This is a genomic window from Rhodococcus ruber NBRC 15591 (assembly GCF_001894945.1).
GTDB lineage: Bacteria > Actinomycetota > Actinomycetes > Mycobacteriales > Mycobacteriaceae > Rhodococcus > Rhodococcus ruber.
This window is the reverse complement of sequence record NZ_BCXE01000027.1, coordinates 1-16,365: the sequence shown is the minus strand read 5'-3', so window position 1 is coordinate 16,365 and position 16,365 is coordinate 1. Positions and strand designations below refer to the sequence as shown.

Below are 16,365 nucleotides of genomic sequence, written 5' to 3'. Positions count from 1 at the left end.
ATTTATGAGGCGTCTGCAACTACTGCACACGCGCTCTATGCGCTGACGCGCAGACCTTCGAAAGGAACTCGACGTGCCTTCAGGCCTCATCGCCCTCGCCATGGGCGGATTCGGGATCGGTCTCACCGAATTCGTGATCATGGGATTACTACCGGAGGTCGCTGCGGACTTCGCCGTAAGCGAGTCCGTCGCCGGCTACCTCATCTCCGGGTACGCGCTCTCGGTCGCCCTCGGCGCGATCCTGCTCACCGCCGCCCTCACCCGCTTCGACCGGAAACGGGCCCTGCTGTCCCTGATGGTGCTGTTCATCGTCGGCAACCTGCTGTCGGCCCTCGCTCCGTCGTACGAGGTCATGATGGGCGGACGCATCGTCGCGGCCCTGTGCCACGGCGCGTTCTTCGGCATCGGATCGGTCGTGGCTGCGGACATGGTCGCACCCTCCAAGCGCGCCGGCGCCATCGCCATCATGTTCGCCGGCCTCACCATCGCCAACGTCCTCGGAGTTCCGTTCGGCACCCTGCTCGGTCAGCAACTGGGGTGGCGCTCGACCTTCTGGGCGATCACCGCAATCGGCGTGGCGGCGCTCGTCGGTATCACCGCCCTGGTGCCGGCCACTCCCCCTGCCGCCACGCACGGCGGCCTGCGCGGCGAGCTCCACGCGTTCCGCAACAAGCAGGTCTGGTTCTCGATCGCGCTGACCGTCCTCGGCTACGGCGGCATGTTCGGCGCCTTCACCTACATCGCCTTCACCCTGACCGAGGTCAGCGGTTTCGCCACGTCCAGCGTGCCGTGGCTGCTCATCGTCTTCGGCTCCGGCCTGTTCGTCGGAAACTACCTGGGCGGCAAGGCAGCCGACCGAGCCCTCACCCCGGCGCTGACCTGGATCCTCGTCCTGGTGACCGCCGTCCTGGTCGTCTTCGCCGCCACCGCCGACAACCGGACCATGACGATCGTCTCGCTGTTCCTCATGGGCGCCTTCGGTTTTGCGACAGTTCCCGGCCTGCAGATGCGAATCATGAACTACGCCTCCGCCGCCCCCACCATGGCCTCCGGCGCCAACATCGCCGCCTTCAACGTGGGCAACGCCCTCGGTGCCTGGCTCGGCGGACTGACCATCGCAGCCGGCCTGGGCTTCACCTCCCCGATCTGGATGGGTGCAGTCGTCACAGCCGCCGGCCTCGTCGTGCTGCGGATCGCCACGGCGATGGATCGGCCGAGTGCCGAAGCGCCGGCGGACTCGACGCTCGTGAACATCTGACCCTCGCCCGCTGACCTCGCGTCCACCGGCCCGCCGAGGCTCGCCGATCGGACTGGCGTAGCGGTCTTTCAGGCTCTGGAAGAACGACTTCGCCAGAGCGTTCTCGTAACTCCGCGCGGCCGCCGTCCAGCAGCAGTAATTGCGGGCCGCTCGAGTCGTGTATCGCGTAGTGCATCCGCACCTCGCCTGGCGGTGTATGGCCGATCAGTCGTGTTTCGCCTCGTAGCGCAGCAGGACCGTGCCACCCGGGAAGGTGCGGTTCTCCAACAGTCGCAGCGAGATCCATGACGGCAGTGTCGGAAAGAACGGGGTGCCGCCACCCACGGCGGTGGGGGCGACCACGAGCCGGTACTCGTCTACCAGTCCCGCCCGCACGATCGGTGCGGCCAGCGTCGCGCCGGCCACCTCCAGCGTCCCGTCGGTTTCGGCTTTCAGCTTCGTCACCACCTCGACCGGGTCACCGCGTTCCAGGCGGGAGTTCCACTCGACGGACTCCAGGGTGTGCGAGAACACGACCTTGGGCATGTCGCGCCAGATGCGGGCGAAGTCGACGATCAGAGGGGTGGCGTCCGGGGCCTTGTCGGCAGTCGGCCAGTAGGCAGCCATCAGTTCGTAGAGCCGCCGCCCGTAGAACGACAGGGCGGTCTCCCGCTCGAAGTCGTTCCAGTACTGGTGCAGTTCTTCGCTCGGATCGCTCCAGTCGATGTTCCCTTGCGCATCGGCGATGTACCCGTCCACCGACACGTTGAAGCCATAGATGAGTTTGCCCATGCAGATCAGACTGCCCCGGAGGGCGAAACTCATCGCGACGCCGCACAAGTTATTGCCGAATCGTTGTGGACGAACGAGCGTCAGGCGACCTCCTCCCACTTGCAGGCCGGAAGCGCCGCCTCCGGTTCATCGCCGACCGATGCCGGAGTGGCACCGGCGGCAGCGCCGGCTGACCGGACTCGACGAGATCGTGCTCTCGTTCGGTGTCAGAGGATTGGGGCGACCGGCTGTCGGAGTATGGTGCGCAGTCGGTCGGGCGCGGTCCTGCGGAAGTCGGTGAGATAGATCTCGTGATGCTTTCCGGTCAGGCGCAATTCGTTGTCCGGGACGAACTCTTCGTGAAGTTGCGCGAGTACGTCAGCTTCGTCGTCGAAGGGGCCGACGTGCAGTGTCTGCACGCATCGGCCTTCGCGAAGCGTCTCGAGGCGGACGTCGTCGAGGCCCTGCGGCCGATTCCCGGCCCCGGCGCGTTCGACGGCCGCGGCGAACATCGCGTGGTCGATCCAGTCCGGCGTCATTATCATCATGGTCCAGTCCCATCGTGATTTGTCCCGCGCCGCGGTAAACGAATCCATGTCGTCCGCCCACCACAATCCCTCGAGTGGCGGAACGACGTAGTCCTGGTCCAGATCGCGCTTGCTGGCGAACTTCAGCTTGTACGCCACGGGGTACAGAGCGCGGACTGCCCGGTCGAAGTCGGGCGAGGTATTGGGGTCGCCACGGCCATCGACCATGAGGTATTGCATCGTCGGTACGTCGACCAGGCGGAACTTGCCCCGTCGTGCCTGATAGGCGTCGAGGGTCCTTTTGAAATCAGTCTTCTCCGTCATCGGGTACCCGGACTCGCGCTGCGAGCCACGTCCTTTCCGCCTCGAGCAGGCTGAGTGAGTGCGAGAACACCTCGCGCGCGGGCGGCGGAAGATGCGGATCCGCTCTCTGGACCGCGGGCAGCGCGGCGATTCGATCGTCGATCTGGGCTGGTCGAGCGGTCTGGAGAGTTGCGGCGTCAGGTGGAGAGGGTCAAGGGGGCGTGCTGCAACTGTTCCGCCGTGATGAAGGTCAGGAGAATTTGCGTCGGTAGATCATGACCGCTGCGGTGTACGAGGCGACCAGGATGCCGGCACACCAGGCGAGGGCCACCCACAGGTCGCCGGCCACTGGCTGGCCTGTGAGCAGGTCGCGGACCGCGTTCACGATCGACGTCACGGGCTGGTTGTCGGCGAATGCCCGCACCGGGCCCGGCATCGACTCGGTGGGCACGAAGGCGGAGCTGACGAACGGCAGGAAGATGAGCGGGTAGGCAAATGCCCCCGCGCCGTCGACGGTGCTCGCCGACAGGCCGGCGATGACCGCGAGCCAGGTCAGCGCCAGCGTGAACAGGGTGAGGATTGCGGCGACCGTGAGCCATTCGAGGATGTTTGCCCCGGAACGGAACCCCATGAGGACGGCGAACCCGACGACGATGGCCAGTGCGGTCAGGTTGGCGACCAGTGAGGTCAGGACGTGTGACCACAACACCGAGGACCGGGAGATCGGCATCGACTGGAATCGTTCCACGATGCCGCCCTGCAGGTCGTTGAACAGTCGCACCGAGGTGTACGCAACACCCGAGGCGACGGTGATGAGCAGGATGCCGGGCAGCAGGTAGCTCACGTACGCGGCTGTGCCCGTTCCGGCGCCGGTGTCGATGGCGCCGCCGAGGACGAACACGAACAGCAACATGATGGCCACCGGCGTGACCGCGGTCGTGATGATGGTGTCGGGGCTGCGGGTGATGTGGCGCAGGGATCGTCCGGTGAGGGCCGCGGTGTCGGCGACGACATGGGTGGTCATTTCGGTTCCTTTCCATCTGTGGCACTGGGATTTTCGACGCCGGCGCCGCCACCGACGATGCTGAGGAAGACCTCTTCGAGGGTGGGCTGCTTCTCGACGTATTCCACCTTCGAGGGGGGAAGCAGGCGCTTGAGTTCGGGGAGGGTGCCGTCGACGATGATCCGGCCCTCGTGCAGGATCGCAATCCGGTCGGCGAGCTGCTCGGCCTCCTCCAGGTACTGCGTGGTCAGGAGGACGGTCGTGCCGCGTGCGGCGAGGTCTCGAACGACCTGCCACACCTCCATGCGCGCTTGCGGATCGAGCCCGGTGGTGGGTTCGTCGAGGAACACGATCGGCGGGTTGCCGATGAGGCTCATCGCGATGTCGAGGCGCCGGCGCATGCCTCCCGAGTACGTCGAGACCCTTCGGTCCCCGGCTGCTGTCAGTGAGAAGCGCTCGAGCAGCTGGTCGGCCACCACCCGCGGATCGGGTAGATGGCGCAGTTTGGCAATCAGCACGAGGTTTTCCCGGCCGCTGAGAATCTCGTCCACGGCGGCGAACTGGCCTGTGAGGCTGATCGATTCGCGTACGTCGGCGGCGTCGTCGACAACGTCGAAGCCGGCGACGGCGGCTTGCCCGGCGTCCGATTTCAGCAGCGTGGCGAGGATCTTCACGAGCGTGGTCTTGCCGGCGCCGTTCGAGCCGAGCAACGCGAAGATGCTGCCCGCCTCGACCTCGAAGTCGACGCCGCGCAACACGTGCAACTGCTCGTACGACTTCTCGACGCCCTTGACGCTGATCGCGGTGGTCATCGCTGCTCCTTACGTTCGGCGTCCTCGATCGCCTTGGTGAATCGAGCACGCTCCTTGTCGATCCACTGCGCGCCGGTGTAGGCCTGCGCGAACGTCTCGGCGAACTCGACGGGGTCTTCGCCGACGATCTCCCGGAGCGGAGTTCCGTCGGCCGCGGCGCGCTCCCACAGGTCGGCGGAGTCGCCGAGCATCGTCACGAGGGTGCCGCCGTCGGTGAGGCCACCGTAGTAGGTGAGGTACCGCTGGAAGGCCTTCGCGGTGCTTGCGTAGGGTTCCGGCAGCTTCTCGATCCGGGCCTTGTACCGCCTGAACTGCTTCTTCTGCTCGAGTGATCCGGTGAGGAATTCGATCCATCTGGCGGCCATGATCACTTCTCTCCTTCGTGCAGCTGTTCGATACGTTCTGCGAGGAAGCTCCAGTTCCTCCAGAATTCGCTGAGTTGGTCTCGCCCCCGCGCGTTGAGGGTGTACACCTTGCGCGGCGGGCCCTTCTCGGATGGAACCTTTTCCACGTCGACGAGGTCTCGCTGCTCGACCCGGACGAGTAGGGCGTAGACGGTGCCCTCCGCGATGTCCGTGAAGCCCTGCTCGCGTAACTGTGTGGTGATCTCGTACCCGTAGGCGGGCCGTGTCGCGAGGATCGCGAGCACGATGCCCTCGAGGACTCCCTTGAGCATCTCGGTCGCCTGCTTACCCATCACTCTCTCCCGGTACCTGGTGTCGCTGACTACCGGTACAAAGTAACACTGAGTACTGGTAGGTGACAACACTCAGTAGTGGGAGAATTTTCGACCCTGCCGGACACGCGGAACCTGCCACTGAGGACGACGTGGAGGGGTAGTGAGCTGTTGCGGCTCAGGGAGTTCGATCCGAAGCGCCTCGTTCGTTGCGGTCCGGGCCCTGGGTGTGATGGCACACTGGCCGCATGCCGACATCACGTGGGCCCGTCCGTCCGCACCGGACGCTGTCGGTGCTGGTGACAGAGCTGGCGATCTGCGATGGAGAGGTCGCGCCACCTGAAGTCGGGGAGATCGGACAGTACTGGTTGCTGTTCGCCGAGACACCACCGGACGCAGGAGATCCGAGCATCGTCACCGTCGAGGTCGACGTCGAACCACTCGACGACGGTGTCCCGCTACGACAACCCGCTCCCTCGCCGGCATTTCCCGATGAGGAACGGTGGTGGGAATGGCGACTGTTCCTACGCGGTGACGGGTGGACGGCCACCTGGTACAGCCGACGCCCCACGGTCGGCAGGCAGCGACTGACCGGCCGGTTGTTCGGGGATCTCGGCTATGCCACCACCGGCTCCGCCACGGGCCGGATCCTTCGAGCACGAGTGGTCTCCGACAGTTACCAGATGCTCGAACAACCTCCCACCGAACCGAAACGTCACCCACGGTGGATCCCGATCCCCGGCACCCGGACATTCCGGGAAGTGGAGGCGGCGACCGGAGTGTTCCGCGACGACACCAACCCGACGGCAGCCGAGTCACCCGCGGAGGACGCGGTTCGCGAATGCGGGGTGCTGGTCGACCTCGATCTCGACGATGTGCCGCCACCACCGGTACGGCCGACCATCGTCCCGGCCGCAGTGTCCGCCCATGACCGTGATGTGTGGGTGGTCGATCGCGAACTGCCCACCGTGATCCGACTGCGAGAACCGAGCACTGTGCGCGAATACCGCTTTCCGGGTGCGATTCTGGCCGGGCGTGCACACCGCCCCCGCTGGGTACATGCCGACGACGATGGATGTTGGGTGGTCGGACGGGACGGAATCTTCCGCTGCAGTCTCGACGGATCCGTCGTCCGGATCGACGAGCAACCAATCATCGGCTCTGCCGCATACAACGGAGTGTTGCTGTCATGGCGACGCACCGGCGAGCACACCTCGGTGAGCCTGCAGTGGCCCGGTGGACGGCATCAGGAGCTCGAGCCGCTCGACGGCCGGATAGGCGCCGTGGACCCTGGCAGAGACGGATTTATGGGTGTGCTGCACCCCGGAACGGACACCGATACCGACGGCGACTTCTCGAGGCTGTTCGTCATCGATGCGGACGGGCGCACCCGACTCGGCCCCCCGCTCACCCGGCTGACGGGCACGTTCTTCGTCGGGAACGATCCGCGACGATTGGTCGACCCGCGAGGACGACAGGTACCGATCCGGCCGGATCTGACAGCCGGTGAGGTCGAGAGTGTTCCGATCAGGGGATCTGTGGGCGGAACGGCCGGGCCGTGGGTATGGGTCGTGCATCCCGGGGGTGACCTGAGTGTCGAACCGAACCCCCTCAGTGATTGGCACTGCCTGCTGTCGGTGCTCGACCCGGTCACCTTTGCATTGAAGTGCCGTCTGGCTGTCTTCTCGCCGTACCCGGAGGTGTCGTACGACGGCGAAGGACGAATGTGGATCGTCGCAGGTGGGATGTGGCTGGTCGATCCATCGTCACGAAATACGGTGCAACGAGTACACCTCGCCTGAATCGTGGGCGTCACCACCCGCGATACGGTCTCGTCGTGATCCAACACGGAATCGTCATCGCGGACCACCACCAATTCGTGCTCGGCACACCCACCGGAGAAACGTACCTGCCGGAGGAAACCGGCAGCGTCATCGAAGTTGGCCCGAATTTCGCTACGGTTATGACCGGCATCGCCTCGGGACCGGTCCGGTTGACCGTCGATGTCCTCGACAGCGAACCCGAGGCCCCGGTCGGTATCGAAGGATGGGGCGTCATTGAGGAAGCCACAGTCGAGTTCACCGCCTCGGCACACGTGCTCACCCTGGACGGAATGAAAGCTCCGGACTTCCAGAAACTGCCGATCAAACGAGGTCCGCATCGATTCCGGGTTTTCGGCCGCGGACGTGATTCCTACACCGGGCAATCCGTCACCGAACCGACGGAAGACTACCTGGTTCAGGTTTGGCAGACGACGCAACCGCGAGAGATGGCGCGGTTGCACAAGTGCGATGCCGCGTGGGACCAGAGCATCGTCACCCATCCCAAGCGCAACTGGTGGGATCCCGATCCGGCCGGCGACGCCACTCTCTATGTCAAGTACGGATACGACCGGATGGCCCAGTGGGCGAAGGACGAAGCCATCCGATGGGGTGGGCGGCCGCCATCGGACAAGCTCCGCGCCAACTACTACGCGATGGGCATCGCCGGTCTCGACCGCCCCCTGGCCGATGCGATCACCCGTGCTCGGTCCCCGAAACTGCGTCGCATCGCGGCCTGGGCAGCACGCCGGGCATATACCACTGCAGGCATCGCAGAGATCGAATGGATTCGCCCGGCACTGGCCGCCTTGGATCGGGACGAGCCATTACCGCACCCTTTCGGGGAACACGAGTCCCAGGCACTGCGGCAGGCATTCGACGACGATCCGGCTATCGACACGACCGTCACCGGCAATGATGTCGAGAATGCCGAGGTATCTGCCGCTCTACGGGGGATGCACGTTGTTTCCACAGCGGTGAAGCCTGATCCGTTGAATGCCGCGTTCCACTGTTTGGACATCGCCGCAAAGACTGAAGACTCGAACTATGCATCGTTGATCAAGGATCTGCGACGTGAGTTCTTCCCGAAGTTGATGCCGGTGGAGCAGTACAAGCGGTGGATCTGACGACAGTCGGGGTGACGCTCAGGCAAAGAGTCGACACTGGTGTGCACCAACCGAGACTCTTTCGCGGCCGAGCTTTCCAATTCTCCTACGCCTCACGTCGCGCCCTCGGGTGCCGATCACCGACCTGCTCGATAGGCCGGCGGTTACGCGTACGGCGGGTCCAGGTATGTCGTCACCGCGAGAATGACGATGACCAGCCCGAAGGTGAAAACGTCCCGGCGACGGCTGCGCGTGTTCACCGGGCCTCCATAGGTGGGTTGTTCGAGTGCGTCTCGGTACGCGCTCAGGTGTCGCGGGACGGCACAGGGTTGTAGTCCCGGGCTGAGGATCGCGGTGACGCCGGGCAGGCTGAAGGGTCAGGTGAACGCAGCGCGTTCCGGCACGTCGGCTGCCGGTCGGCGGAGCAGGACGTAGCCGCCGACCCCGAGCAGGGCCGCGGTGACGGTGACGACGCCCAGCGGCACCGCGGTCCCCGGACCGGCGAGGCCGACGAGGGGTGCGGTGAGGCCGCCGAATGCGAAGCGGGCCAGCCCGAGCAGTGAGGCGGCCGAACCGGCGACGTCGGGATAGTTCTCCAGTGCAAGGGAAGTCGACGGCGGTGTCGTGACCGCCACCCCACTGACCATCATGAGCAGTGAGACGACCATCGCGGCCAGGGGCAGATCCGCAGCGGCGGTGAGCAACACCCCACCGGCGCCGGCCACCACCATGATCAGACCGGCGACCAGGGTGCCCCGGACGGACCACCGCTCCGCGGTGCGTCCGGCGAGGAAGCCGAAGACCATGAATCCCAACGAGTTCAGCCCGAAAGCGTAGGAGTAACCTTGCGGCGACAGGCCGTAGATGCCCTGGAGCACGAAAGTGGCGCCGCTGAGATAGGCGAACAGTGCGGCGTTGACGAACCCCGTGACGAGGACTGCGCCGAGGAACACCCGGTCGGCCAGCAACCGGCGGAACACTCGCCCGGTGTCGGCCAGGCCACCGGTTCGCCGGCTGCCGGACGGCAGCGTCTCACGCAGCACAACGGCACTCGCGACGAGGATGGCCACGCCCACGACGGCCAGGAACACGAAGGTGCCCCGCCAGTCGGTGACCGTCGCCAGCTGTCCACCGATGACCGGGCCGACGATGGCGGCCAGGCCGCCGAGGATCGTCAGCCGGCCGTAGTAGCGCAGCAGCCGGACGCCGGAATACAGATCCCGGCCGGCGGCCTGGGCGATGACGATGCCGACCGCGCCGGTCAACCCCTGCACCAGGCGCGCCGCGACGAGCATCTCGATGGTCGGGCTCACCGCGCACCAGGCGGACGCCACGATGTAGGCAGCGACGCCGAGCAGCAGCGGGCGACGGCGGCCGAACCGGTCCGAGAGCGGACCCGCGACGACCTGCCCGAGCGCGAGCCCGAGCAGGCACGCGGTGACGGTCAGCTGCGCGGCCGACGTGCTCGCCCCGAGGTCGGCGGTGAGCGCGGGCAGGACCGGCAGGTACAGGTCCATCGAGATCGGGCCGAAGACGGTGAGCAGGCTCAGCACGACGCCCAGCGCCCGACCTCCGGTTCCGGGGCCCGAAACGCTGCCGACCTTGCCCACGGCGACCCGGTGGTCGTCGTGGCGGTCCGAGGTCAGGGAGGCAGGCATGAACGAACGGCTCCTGATGAGTTGTGAGTCGGCCGTGCGGCAGACTCGAGGTGGTGGCCGCCGGTCGGTGGCGGTCGGGGTCAGGGGCGGAGCAGGACCTTGATGGCGCTTCGCTCGTCCATGGCCTTGTAGCCTTCGGCGGCCTTCCCGAGTGGCAACTCGAGGTCGAACACCTTGCCCGGGTCGATCTTTCGGTTCCAGATCAGGTCGACGAGTTCGGGCAGGTACTGCCGGACCGGGGCCGGACCGCCGTGCAGGTGCACGTGGGAGAAGAACAGCTCGTCGCCGGGCAGCTGCACGTCGTGCGCGACGCCGACGTAGCCGACGTGCCCGCCGGGCCGAGTGGACCGGATGGCCTGCATCATCGACTCCTGGGTGCCGACGGCCTCGATCACCGAGTGCGCCCCCAGCCCGCCGGTGAGCTCCTTGACCCGGGCGACGCCCGCGTCGCCGCGCTCGACGACGATGTCGGTGGCACCGAACTCGCGGGCCAGCCGCTGGCGCGGTTCGTGGCGGCTCATCGCGATGATCCGCTCGGCACCCAGCTGCTTCGCCGCGAGCACCGCGAGCAGGCCGACGGCGCCATCGCCGACGACCGCGACGGTCTTGCCCGGTCCGGCTTCGGCGGCGACCGCACCGAACCATCCGGTGCCGAGGACGTCCGAGGCAGCCAGCAGCGACGGGATCAGGTCGGGGTCGGGCATGCCCGGTGTGGCCACCAGCGTCCCGTCCGCGAGCGGAACCCGCAGGAACTCGGCCTGGGACCCGAGCATGCCCATGATCACCCGGTGGACGCACGAACTCTGATAGCCGGCGCGGCAGATCTCGCAGGTATTGTCGGACGCGAAGAACGACCCCACGACGAAGTCGCCGACCTCGATGCTGGTGACGTCCTCGCCGATCTCCTCGACGACGCCGACGTACTCGTGGCCCATGGGGATCGGGCCGTCGTAGGTCTCGACCCCGCGATAGGGCCACAGGTCCGAGCCGCACACGCAGGTCGCGGACAGCCGGATGATCGCGTCGGTGGGTTCGACGAGGGACGGACGGTCGCGTTCCTCGACGCGGACGTCGCCGGGGGCGTGCAGAACTGCTCCTCGCATGACGGTGCTCCTTGATGGTCGAACTCGAGGTCCGGCATGTCTCCGGGCCGACTTCCATGAAACCCCGCGCACCGCCCGCGCGGGAGGTCGCGTTCATGGGGGGTACAAGCGCAACCTCCCTCGGCGACGCACCGGACGTACCGTGGACGGCGTGGACAACCGCGCCGACATCCGCAGCTTCCTCGCCACCCGGCGGGCCCGGCTGACCCCGCAGCAGGTCGGGCTGCCCGCCGGCGGCGGGCGCCGCCGGGTCCCCGGGCTGCGGCGCGAGGAGGTGGCCGTGCTGGCCGGGGTGAGCACCGAGTGGTACACCCGCCTGGAGAAGGGTCACATCGGCGGCGTCTCCGAAGACGTCCTCGAGGCGGTCGCCCGGGCACTGCAGCTCGACGAGGCCGAACGCACCTACCTGTTCGACCTCGCCCGCGCCGCCCGACCCACCCACCGGGCACCCCGCGCCCGCAAGCAGGCCCAAGTGCGGCCGCGGGTGCAGTGGATGCTCGACTCGATGACCGCCTCCGCCGCGTTCGTCCGCAACGGACGCATGGACATCCTCGCCACCAACGCGCTCGGTCGCGCGCTGTACTCGCCGCTGTTCACCGACGACCGCAGACCCGCCAACATCGCCCGGTTCCAGTTCCTCGACCCGGGCGCCCAGGACTACTTCCCGGACTGGGACGGCGCCGCCAGCGTCACCGTGGCGCTGCTGCGCGCCGAAGCCGGCCGCGATCCCCACAACAAGGACCTGCGCCAGCTCGTCGGCGAACTGTCCACGCTCAGTGAGGAATTCCGCACCCGGTGGGCGGCCCACAACGTCCGCATCCACCACGCCGGGAACAAGCAGTTCAACCATCCCGTGGTCGGAACGCTCGACCTCGTCTACCACTCCCTCGATCTGGCCGCGGACGACGACTGGGTCCTGGACCTGACCATCTACACCGCCGAACCCGCAACCGACTCCGAGGACCGGCTCAAGCTGCTCGCCAGCTGGGCCGCGACGCACCTGCCGGCCCACCCGGCGAGCGAACCGTCCAGCTGACCCGAGCCGTCGCGTCGAGTGCGTCGGCCCGTCTCACCGCTCCACACTGAACGTCGACTCCGCGCTCAGACCGGTGACGGCATCCTGCAGCCGCAGCGTGTACTGACCCGGGGTGGTGACCCGGAACTTCGTCAGTCCACCGAACGACGACGCGTACCCGTCGGAGCAGCGGGCGGACTTGTGGTCCTCGTGACGCTCCCCGTCCGGGCCGGTGAGAGTGACCGTGATCTGGCAGTGCTCCCCGCTGTACCGATCGTCACCGGTGCGGGCCGACCACCCGTACGACACCTCGACGGCCGGGTCCGCACCGGTCGACAGTTGATACAGGTACGGTCCGATCTTGCGGCCCGCGCGGACCGGTTCGGTCATCTGGTTGTCGAGTTCGAAACGGTCGATGGCGTACACCTCCTCGGGCACGTCCGACATGTCCACCGCATCGCCGCCGCGGGCGCGGAGGACGACCGTCGCCGAGTTGCGGCCGGTGAATTCGCCGCCGAGCCCCTGCACCATCGACCCCAGCAAGCCGGCGCTCTTCGGCAGCGAACCGATCCCGGTGACGAAGCTGCCCAACGCCTCCCGCGCGGTGCCGGCCGGCGAGAAGCTGGGCGATTTGACGGCCCACCCACCGGCGGTGGTGGTGCACTCGATCGCCTTGCGGCTCAGGTCCCCTGCCTCCCGGTCGCTTGCCGACACGATGCCCTCCATCGTGATCGGGTCGCCCATGCAGTCCAAGGTGGCGACGATGTCACCTGGGTTGATCATCTCGAGCAGTGTGTTCCCACCCCACACCATCGACAGGCCGTGCGCGGCGGCGTCGACCAGCGACATCGCGGCGTGCACGCGCAGGTCGATCGTGCGTGGCACGTCGGCGGTGTCGTACACCAGATCGGTGACGCCCAGCGGGTGCAGCAACGCGCCGTCGCCGACGTCGGACGCAAGGATCGACCCGTAGACGATCGAGTTACCGGCTGCACCCACCGACAGTTCGGTGGTCTCCGCCCGCTCCGTGGGCGACGGCGTCGACCGGGCGATCCAGCCGAGGGAAGAGTTCGAGTGAAGCGACACCACGAGCTTGCCGTTCTCCTCGGCCAGGCACGGGTAGACGACCTTCTCACCCGGGGTGATCGCATCGTAGGTGACCTCGCCGATCGTCACCGGCTGACCGTGGCACGCCGGTTCGTCGATCGACGTGCCGAAGAAGCCCTCCACGTTCTCCTCGACGGTCTGCCGGATCTCGGAGAAGTCGACGAGTCCGCCACGGAACTCCGACAGGTGCGTCGTCTCGGCGGAGAGTGTCCGGGTGGCCTCGTCCCACGTCGCGGGCAGCAGCTCGGAGACGTCCGGGTTGCGATCACTCCGTGCGACCACGACGGGCTGCTGATCGTCGGTCAGGCCGTCGAACGTGTCGTCACCGTCCGGAATCCGGAATCGGACGGTCAACGCCGACTCGGGCTGCTGCCCGTCTCCGAGGGTGATCGACGCGGCCGGCCGACTCAAGCGCAGTGCCGCGTCGTCGCCGGTGTCGACGGGGTCGAGCGCATCGACGACCAGCTCGGTGCCGACCGGCGCCACCCCGGCCGCCCCTTCAACCGTGACCGCCCCCTCCGGTAGTTCCGCGGTGAGCTCGACCCCGCCGGCTTCCACCGGCGCCGACGCGAGGTGCGCCGGCGCGGAATCGGGCGCCGCCGGTTCGGACGGCGGCGACTCGGTGGAGCACGCCGACATCGACACCGCCAGGAACGTCGCCACCGACCAGAACCCCCGGGATCGCCTCATACCGCAGTCCTCCCCTTCGCCGGAGCACCGCGGCCGCGGGCTCGCCGTCCCGGGTCTCGGCCGTATCCGTCTGGCGGACACGTCCGTTCGAGCGACCCGGCGCACGGTGGCTCGATGCTAGACGACGGTCGGGCGCACGTCCGTGCACTCGTGGGACGACACGGCGCATTTCAGCGGATCCGTGCCGGGAAGCATGTCCCGCACCGGATCGCCGGGCCGCCGTCGGATGGGGGCCGGCTCTGCGCGGATCCGGGTCGACCCCGGTGTCGCACACGCGGGGGCGCTGGTTCTCCGGTTCTTCGTGGAGGCCGAACGGTCGGGACGGAGACCGGCAGGACCTGCTCCCCAGAGACGACAAGTTCCGTCCTCCGTGAAGTAGCCGGACCACTGCAGCCGGACCGCTGCAGGAGGAATGCGGGTTCGCGCCCGCTGTCGAGTGCATTGCGCTGATCAACTGTATTCGCCTCCGGAGCAGCCTCTTCAAACCTCGAGTGGTTGACCGCCCGGACTCGACAAACGACTCGACGGCCAGGTCAGCGGCTCCCATGCCGCGCCAGCACGTCACGCACCGGGTCGCCGGGGCCGATGTCGTAGGTGCACTGGTCGCCGCGCGGGTCGGGCACGAACGCCCACAGCAACGCGCCGGCGGCACCGTCCTCGCGGTAGCCGGTCAGAACCTCGTCCACCCGCCGGGCACGTTCGGTGAGCGACAGGCAACTGCCGGCTTCGATGCCGAGTTCGGCCACCAGGATCGGCTTGGTGACCTGGCCGAGGCGCACCGGCAGCCACGCCGCGTCGTCGTAGTCGTGGTACTGCAACACATCCAGGTAGGGCGACTGCGCGAGCTGCGCGTAGCCGTCCCCGGCGCTGCCGCACTGGTCCCCGCCGATCAGGCCGAGGGTGATCGGGTGCCGCGGATCGGTCTCGCGCACGATGCGGCCGACCGCGTCGGTCCACGACCGCAGCAGCTGCGCCGAGTCGGCCGGGCACGAACGTCGCGGCAGGCTGCACGCCTCGTCGCCGCACACGCCCGGCTCGGGCTCGCCCAGCAGGTCCCACGCGGCGAGCGCGGGTGAGACCCGCCATCGGTCCACGGCCAGCCGCACCCAGTCCGCGAAGCTCACCGCGTACGGAGCCCGACGCGTGGTCCAGCCGTGCTCGTACCAGGCCCGGTCCTTGTACAGCTCGTTGCCGCACGCGCCGTCCTGCGGGGACAGCACCGGCATCACGAGCTGCCCGTTTCGTTCCGCCGCGGCGAACACGGCGTCGATCGCGGAGAAGTCCAGCGTCCCCGTCACCCGGTTCAGGGCGAGCGCCTGGAAGGCGTTGAACCGGGTCAGCGACGTCGAGGGCAGGGACGAGAAGTACGCATCCAGGTCCACCTGCGCGCCGCAGCCGCTGTTGACGTCCCAGTCGGAGGCGAGCTGATACGCGTTGAGCCCGGTCGGCCACCACGGTTTTCCGTCCAGGGTCAAGCCGCGGTGGTCGACGGCGACGCGCGCCGGTGGCGGCGGCTCCGGCGCCTCGGGTGGCGGTGGTGGCGCGCATGCGGTCGCCGCGATCAGACAGGCGACGACCACGGCTGCACGCATGCGCGAACGGTAGCCTCTTGCCGGCCCGGCAGGAAGACCGTCCGCTCTGTCGACGGCAGGTGAGGGCCGGTCCGAATCAGGACCGGGACGCCCCGGTGAGCTTCGTGATGTCGGCGGCGTAGACGGTCATCCAGTGCGGATGAAGCCGGTAGTAGACCACGTCGTTGTCCCAGTCGAAGAGGTCGTCGCCATAGTAGTCCTTGAAGTATGCGAGCAGGTCCAGCCAATCCGCCGCCGGCTTGCCGTCCTGGGGGTTGAGGATTTCGACCGTGCCGTGTGTGAACACTCCCAGGTCCTCGCCGCGCATGTGCGCGGCGCTGACGGCGGGCCGGGCGGCGAGATGGCGGGCCTTGGCGGCGCTGCGCGCCGTGCCGAAGTGCCACTTTCCGTGCAGGAAGTGCCCGTCCGCGCCACTGATGCGCGGTTCTCCTCCTGCTGTAACAGTGGACAGAGCGAGGGTGCACATGCCGCTGAGGATCTGGGTGAGTTGCCCTGCGGCCAGAGTGCTTTCGGAGTTGATGATCGAACGCAGATGCGGGGTGGATCGGGACAGCGAGACATCGAGGAGGGCTTGGAGTTCTTGGAGCTCTTCCGGAGTTTCTTGCATGCAGGTTCCCGTCTGTGTCGTCGTCTCGTCTCGCCGGGCTGGCCGGTCTGTACGGTCAGCGCCGATCGGCGGAACGATGATCGCACCGATACCCTGACACCTTCTGTCAGGTTTGTTCGTCCGTATCGAAGACGCATCGGGCGGGCCATTCGACGACGAGGGCCTCGTCCGGTTCGCGCCGGACCGTGGGCGTCGCTGCCAGGAACCGGCAGCCCGGCGTCTCCGCCAGGACCGCCGGGGACCCTCCGACGCGTACGGTGTGACACGCGCCGAAACCCACGGCGCTCCGCCTCGGCGTCCGGGGTCCGATCGATTTGCGCCGACAGCGTGCCCGTGCG

At 67.6% G+C, this 16,365-nt stretch carries 15 protein-coding genes; 4 read left to right on the top strand and 11 right to left on the bottom strand.

The window, feature by feature from the left end; genetic code table 11:
• Window positions 1–73 precede the first annotated feature (73 nt).
• Window positions 74–1,258, top strand: coding sequence for an MFS transporter (locus RR3_RS18085; protein ID WP_010593310.1), 1,185 nt, complete (start codon window positions 74–76; stop codon window positions 1,256–1,258).
• A gap of 204 nt (window positions 1,259–1,462) precedes the next feature.
• Here RR3_RS18085 and RR3_RS18080 read toward each other — a convergent pair whose 3' ends face one another.
• The 6 genes from RR3_RS18080 to RR3_RS18055 all read right to left on the bottom strand — a co-directional run bounded on the left by RR3_RS18080 (window position 1,463) and on the right by RR3_RS18055 (window position 5,350).
• Complete coding sequence (locus RR3_RS18080; RefSeq protein WP_029539935.1) at window positions 1,463–2,029, bottom strand: dihydrofolate reductase family protein; 567 nt, start codon at window positions 2,027–2,029, stop codon at window positions 1,463–1,465.
• Window positions 2,030–2,235: 206 nt separating this feature from the next.
• Window positions 2,236–2,859 carry a GyrI-like domain-containing protein gene (locus tag RR3_RS18075; protein WP_010593312.1) on the bottom strand — a complete coding sequence of 208 codons (624 nt, stop codon included), beginning with the start codon at window positions 2,857–2,859 and terminating at the stop codon, window positions 2,236–2,238.
• Window positions 2,860–3,088: 229 nt separating this feature from the next.
• Window positions 3,089–3,862, bottom strand: a complete 774-nt coding sequence (locus RR3_RS18070) for an ABC transporter permease (protein ID WP_059174982.1) — start codon at window positions 3,860–3,862, stop codon at window positions 3,089–3,091.
• Window positions 3,859–4,653: an ABC transporter ATP-binding protein gene (locus tag RR3_RS18065; RefSeq protein ID WP_059174981.1), complete on the bottom strand. Its 795-nt coding sequence runs from the start codon at window positions 4,651–4,653 to the stop codon at window positions 3,859–3,861. Before RR3_RS18065 ends, RR3_RS18070 begins: the two co-directional genes overlap by 4 nt.
• Window positions 4,650–5,018 (bottom strand): DUF1048 domain-containing protein, encoded by a 369-nt coding sequence (locus RR3_RS18060; RefSeq protein WP_040270327.1) that lies wholly within the window; start codon window positions 5,016–5,018, stop codon window positions 4,650–4,652. The genes RR3_RS18065 and RR3_RS18060 overlap by 4 nt, the downstream gene beginning before the upstream one ends.
• A 2-nt stretch (window positions 5,019–5,020) precedes the next feature.
• Window positions 5,021–5,350, bottom strand: a complete 330-nt coding sequence (locus tag RR3_RS18055) for a PadR family transcriptional regulator (protein WP_040270325.1) — start codon at window positions 5,348–5,350, stop codon at window positions 5,021–5,023.
• Window positions 5,351–6,012: 662 nt separating this feature from the next.
• Here RR3_RS18055 and RR3_RS18050 point away from each other — a divergent pair.
• Together RR3_RS18050 and RR3_RS18045 are read left to right on the top strand one after the other, a co-directional pair.
• Window positions 6,013–7,131, top strand: a complete 1,119-nt coding sequence (locus tag RR3_RS18050) for a hypothetical protein (protein WP_248846398.1) — start codon at window positions 6,013–6,015, stop codon at window positions 7,129–7,131.
• A 35-nt stretch (window positions 7,132–7,166) separates the two neighbouring features.
• Complete coding sequence (locus RR3_RS18045; protein ID WP_064065757.1) at window positions 7,167–8,276, top strand: hypothetical protein; 1,110 nt, start codon at window positions 7,167–7,169, stop codon at window positions 8,274–8,276.
• Between the two features lie 356 nt (window positions 8,277–8,632).
• Here RR3_RS18045 and RR3_RS18040 read toward each other — a convergent pair whose 3' ends face one another.
• Together RR3_RS18040 and RR3_RS18035 are read right to left on the bottom strand one after the other, a co-directional pair.
• Window positions 8,633–9,913, bottom strand: coding sequence for a multidrug effflux MFS transporter (locus RR3_RS18040; protein WP_064065756.1), 1,281 nt, complete (start codon window positions 9,911–9,913; stop codon window positions 8,633–8,635).
• Between the two features lie 80 nt (window positions 9,914–9,993).
• Window positions 9,994–11,016 (bottom strand): zinc-dependent alcohol dehydrogenase family protein, encoded by a 1,023-nt coding sequence (locus RR3_RS18035; RefSeq protein ID WP_010593318.1) that lies wholly within the window; start codon window positions 11,014–11,016, stop codon window positions 9,994–9,996.
• 142 nt (window positions 11,017–11,158) lie between these two features.
• Here RR3_RS18035 and RR3_RS18030 point away from each other — a divergent pair, with 142 nt between their 5' ends.
• On the top strand, window positions 11,159–12,052 hold the full coding sequence (locus RR3_RS18030; RefSeq protein WP_040270298.1) for a helix-turn-helix transcriptional regulator: 894 nt from the start codon (window positions 11,159–11,161) through the stop codon (window positions 12,050–12,052).
• 33 nt (window positions 12,053–12,085) lie between these two features.
• Here the strand turns inward: RR3_RS18030 and RR3_RS18025 are convergent, their stop codons facing one another.
• From RR3_RS18025 to RR3_RS18015, 3 genes are all read right to left on the bottom strand, one after another.
• A complete protein-coding gene (locus tag RR3_RS18025) occupies window positions 12,086–13,828 on the bottom strand; it encodes a hypothetical protein (RefSeq protein ID WP_139278879.1) in 1,743 nt (580 codons plus the stop codon).
• Between the two features lie 533 nt (window positions 13,829–14,361).
• Window positions 14,362–15,420, bottom strand: coding sequence for a glycoside hydrolase 5 family protein (locus tag RR3_RS18020; protein ID WP_040270295.1), 1,059 nt, complete (start codon window positions 15,418–15,420; stop codon window positions 14,362–14,364).
• Between the two features lie 76 nt (window positions 15,421–15,496).
• Window positions 15,497–16,027, bottom strand: a complete 531-nt coding sequence (locus tag RR3_RS18015; protein ID WP_017681490.1) for a pyridoxamine 5'-phosphate oxidase family protein — start codon at window positions 16,025–16,027, stop codon at window positions 15,497–15,499.
• Window positions 16,028–16,365: the final 338 nt, after the last annotated feature.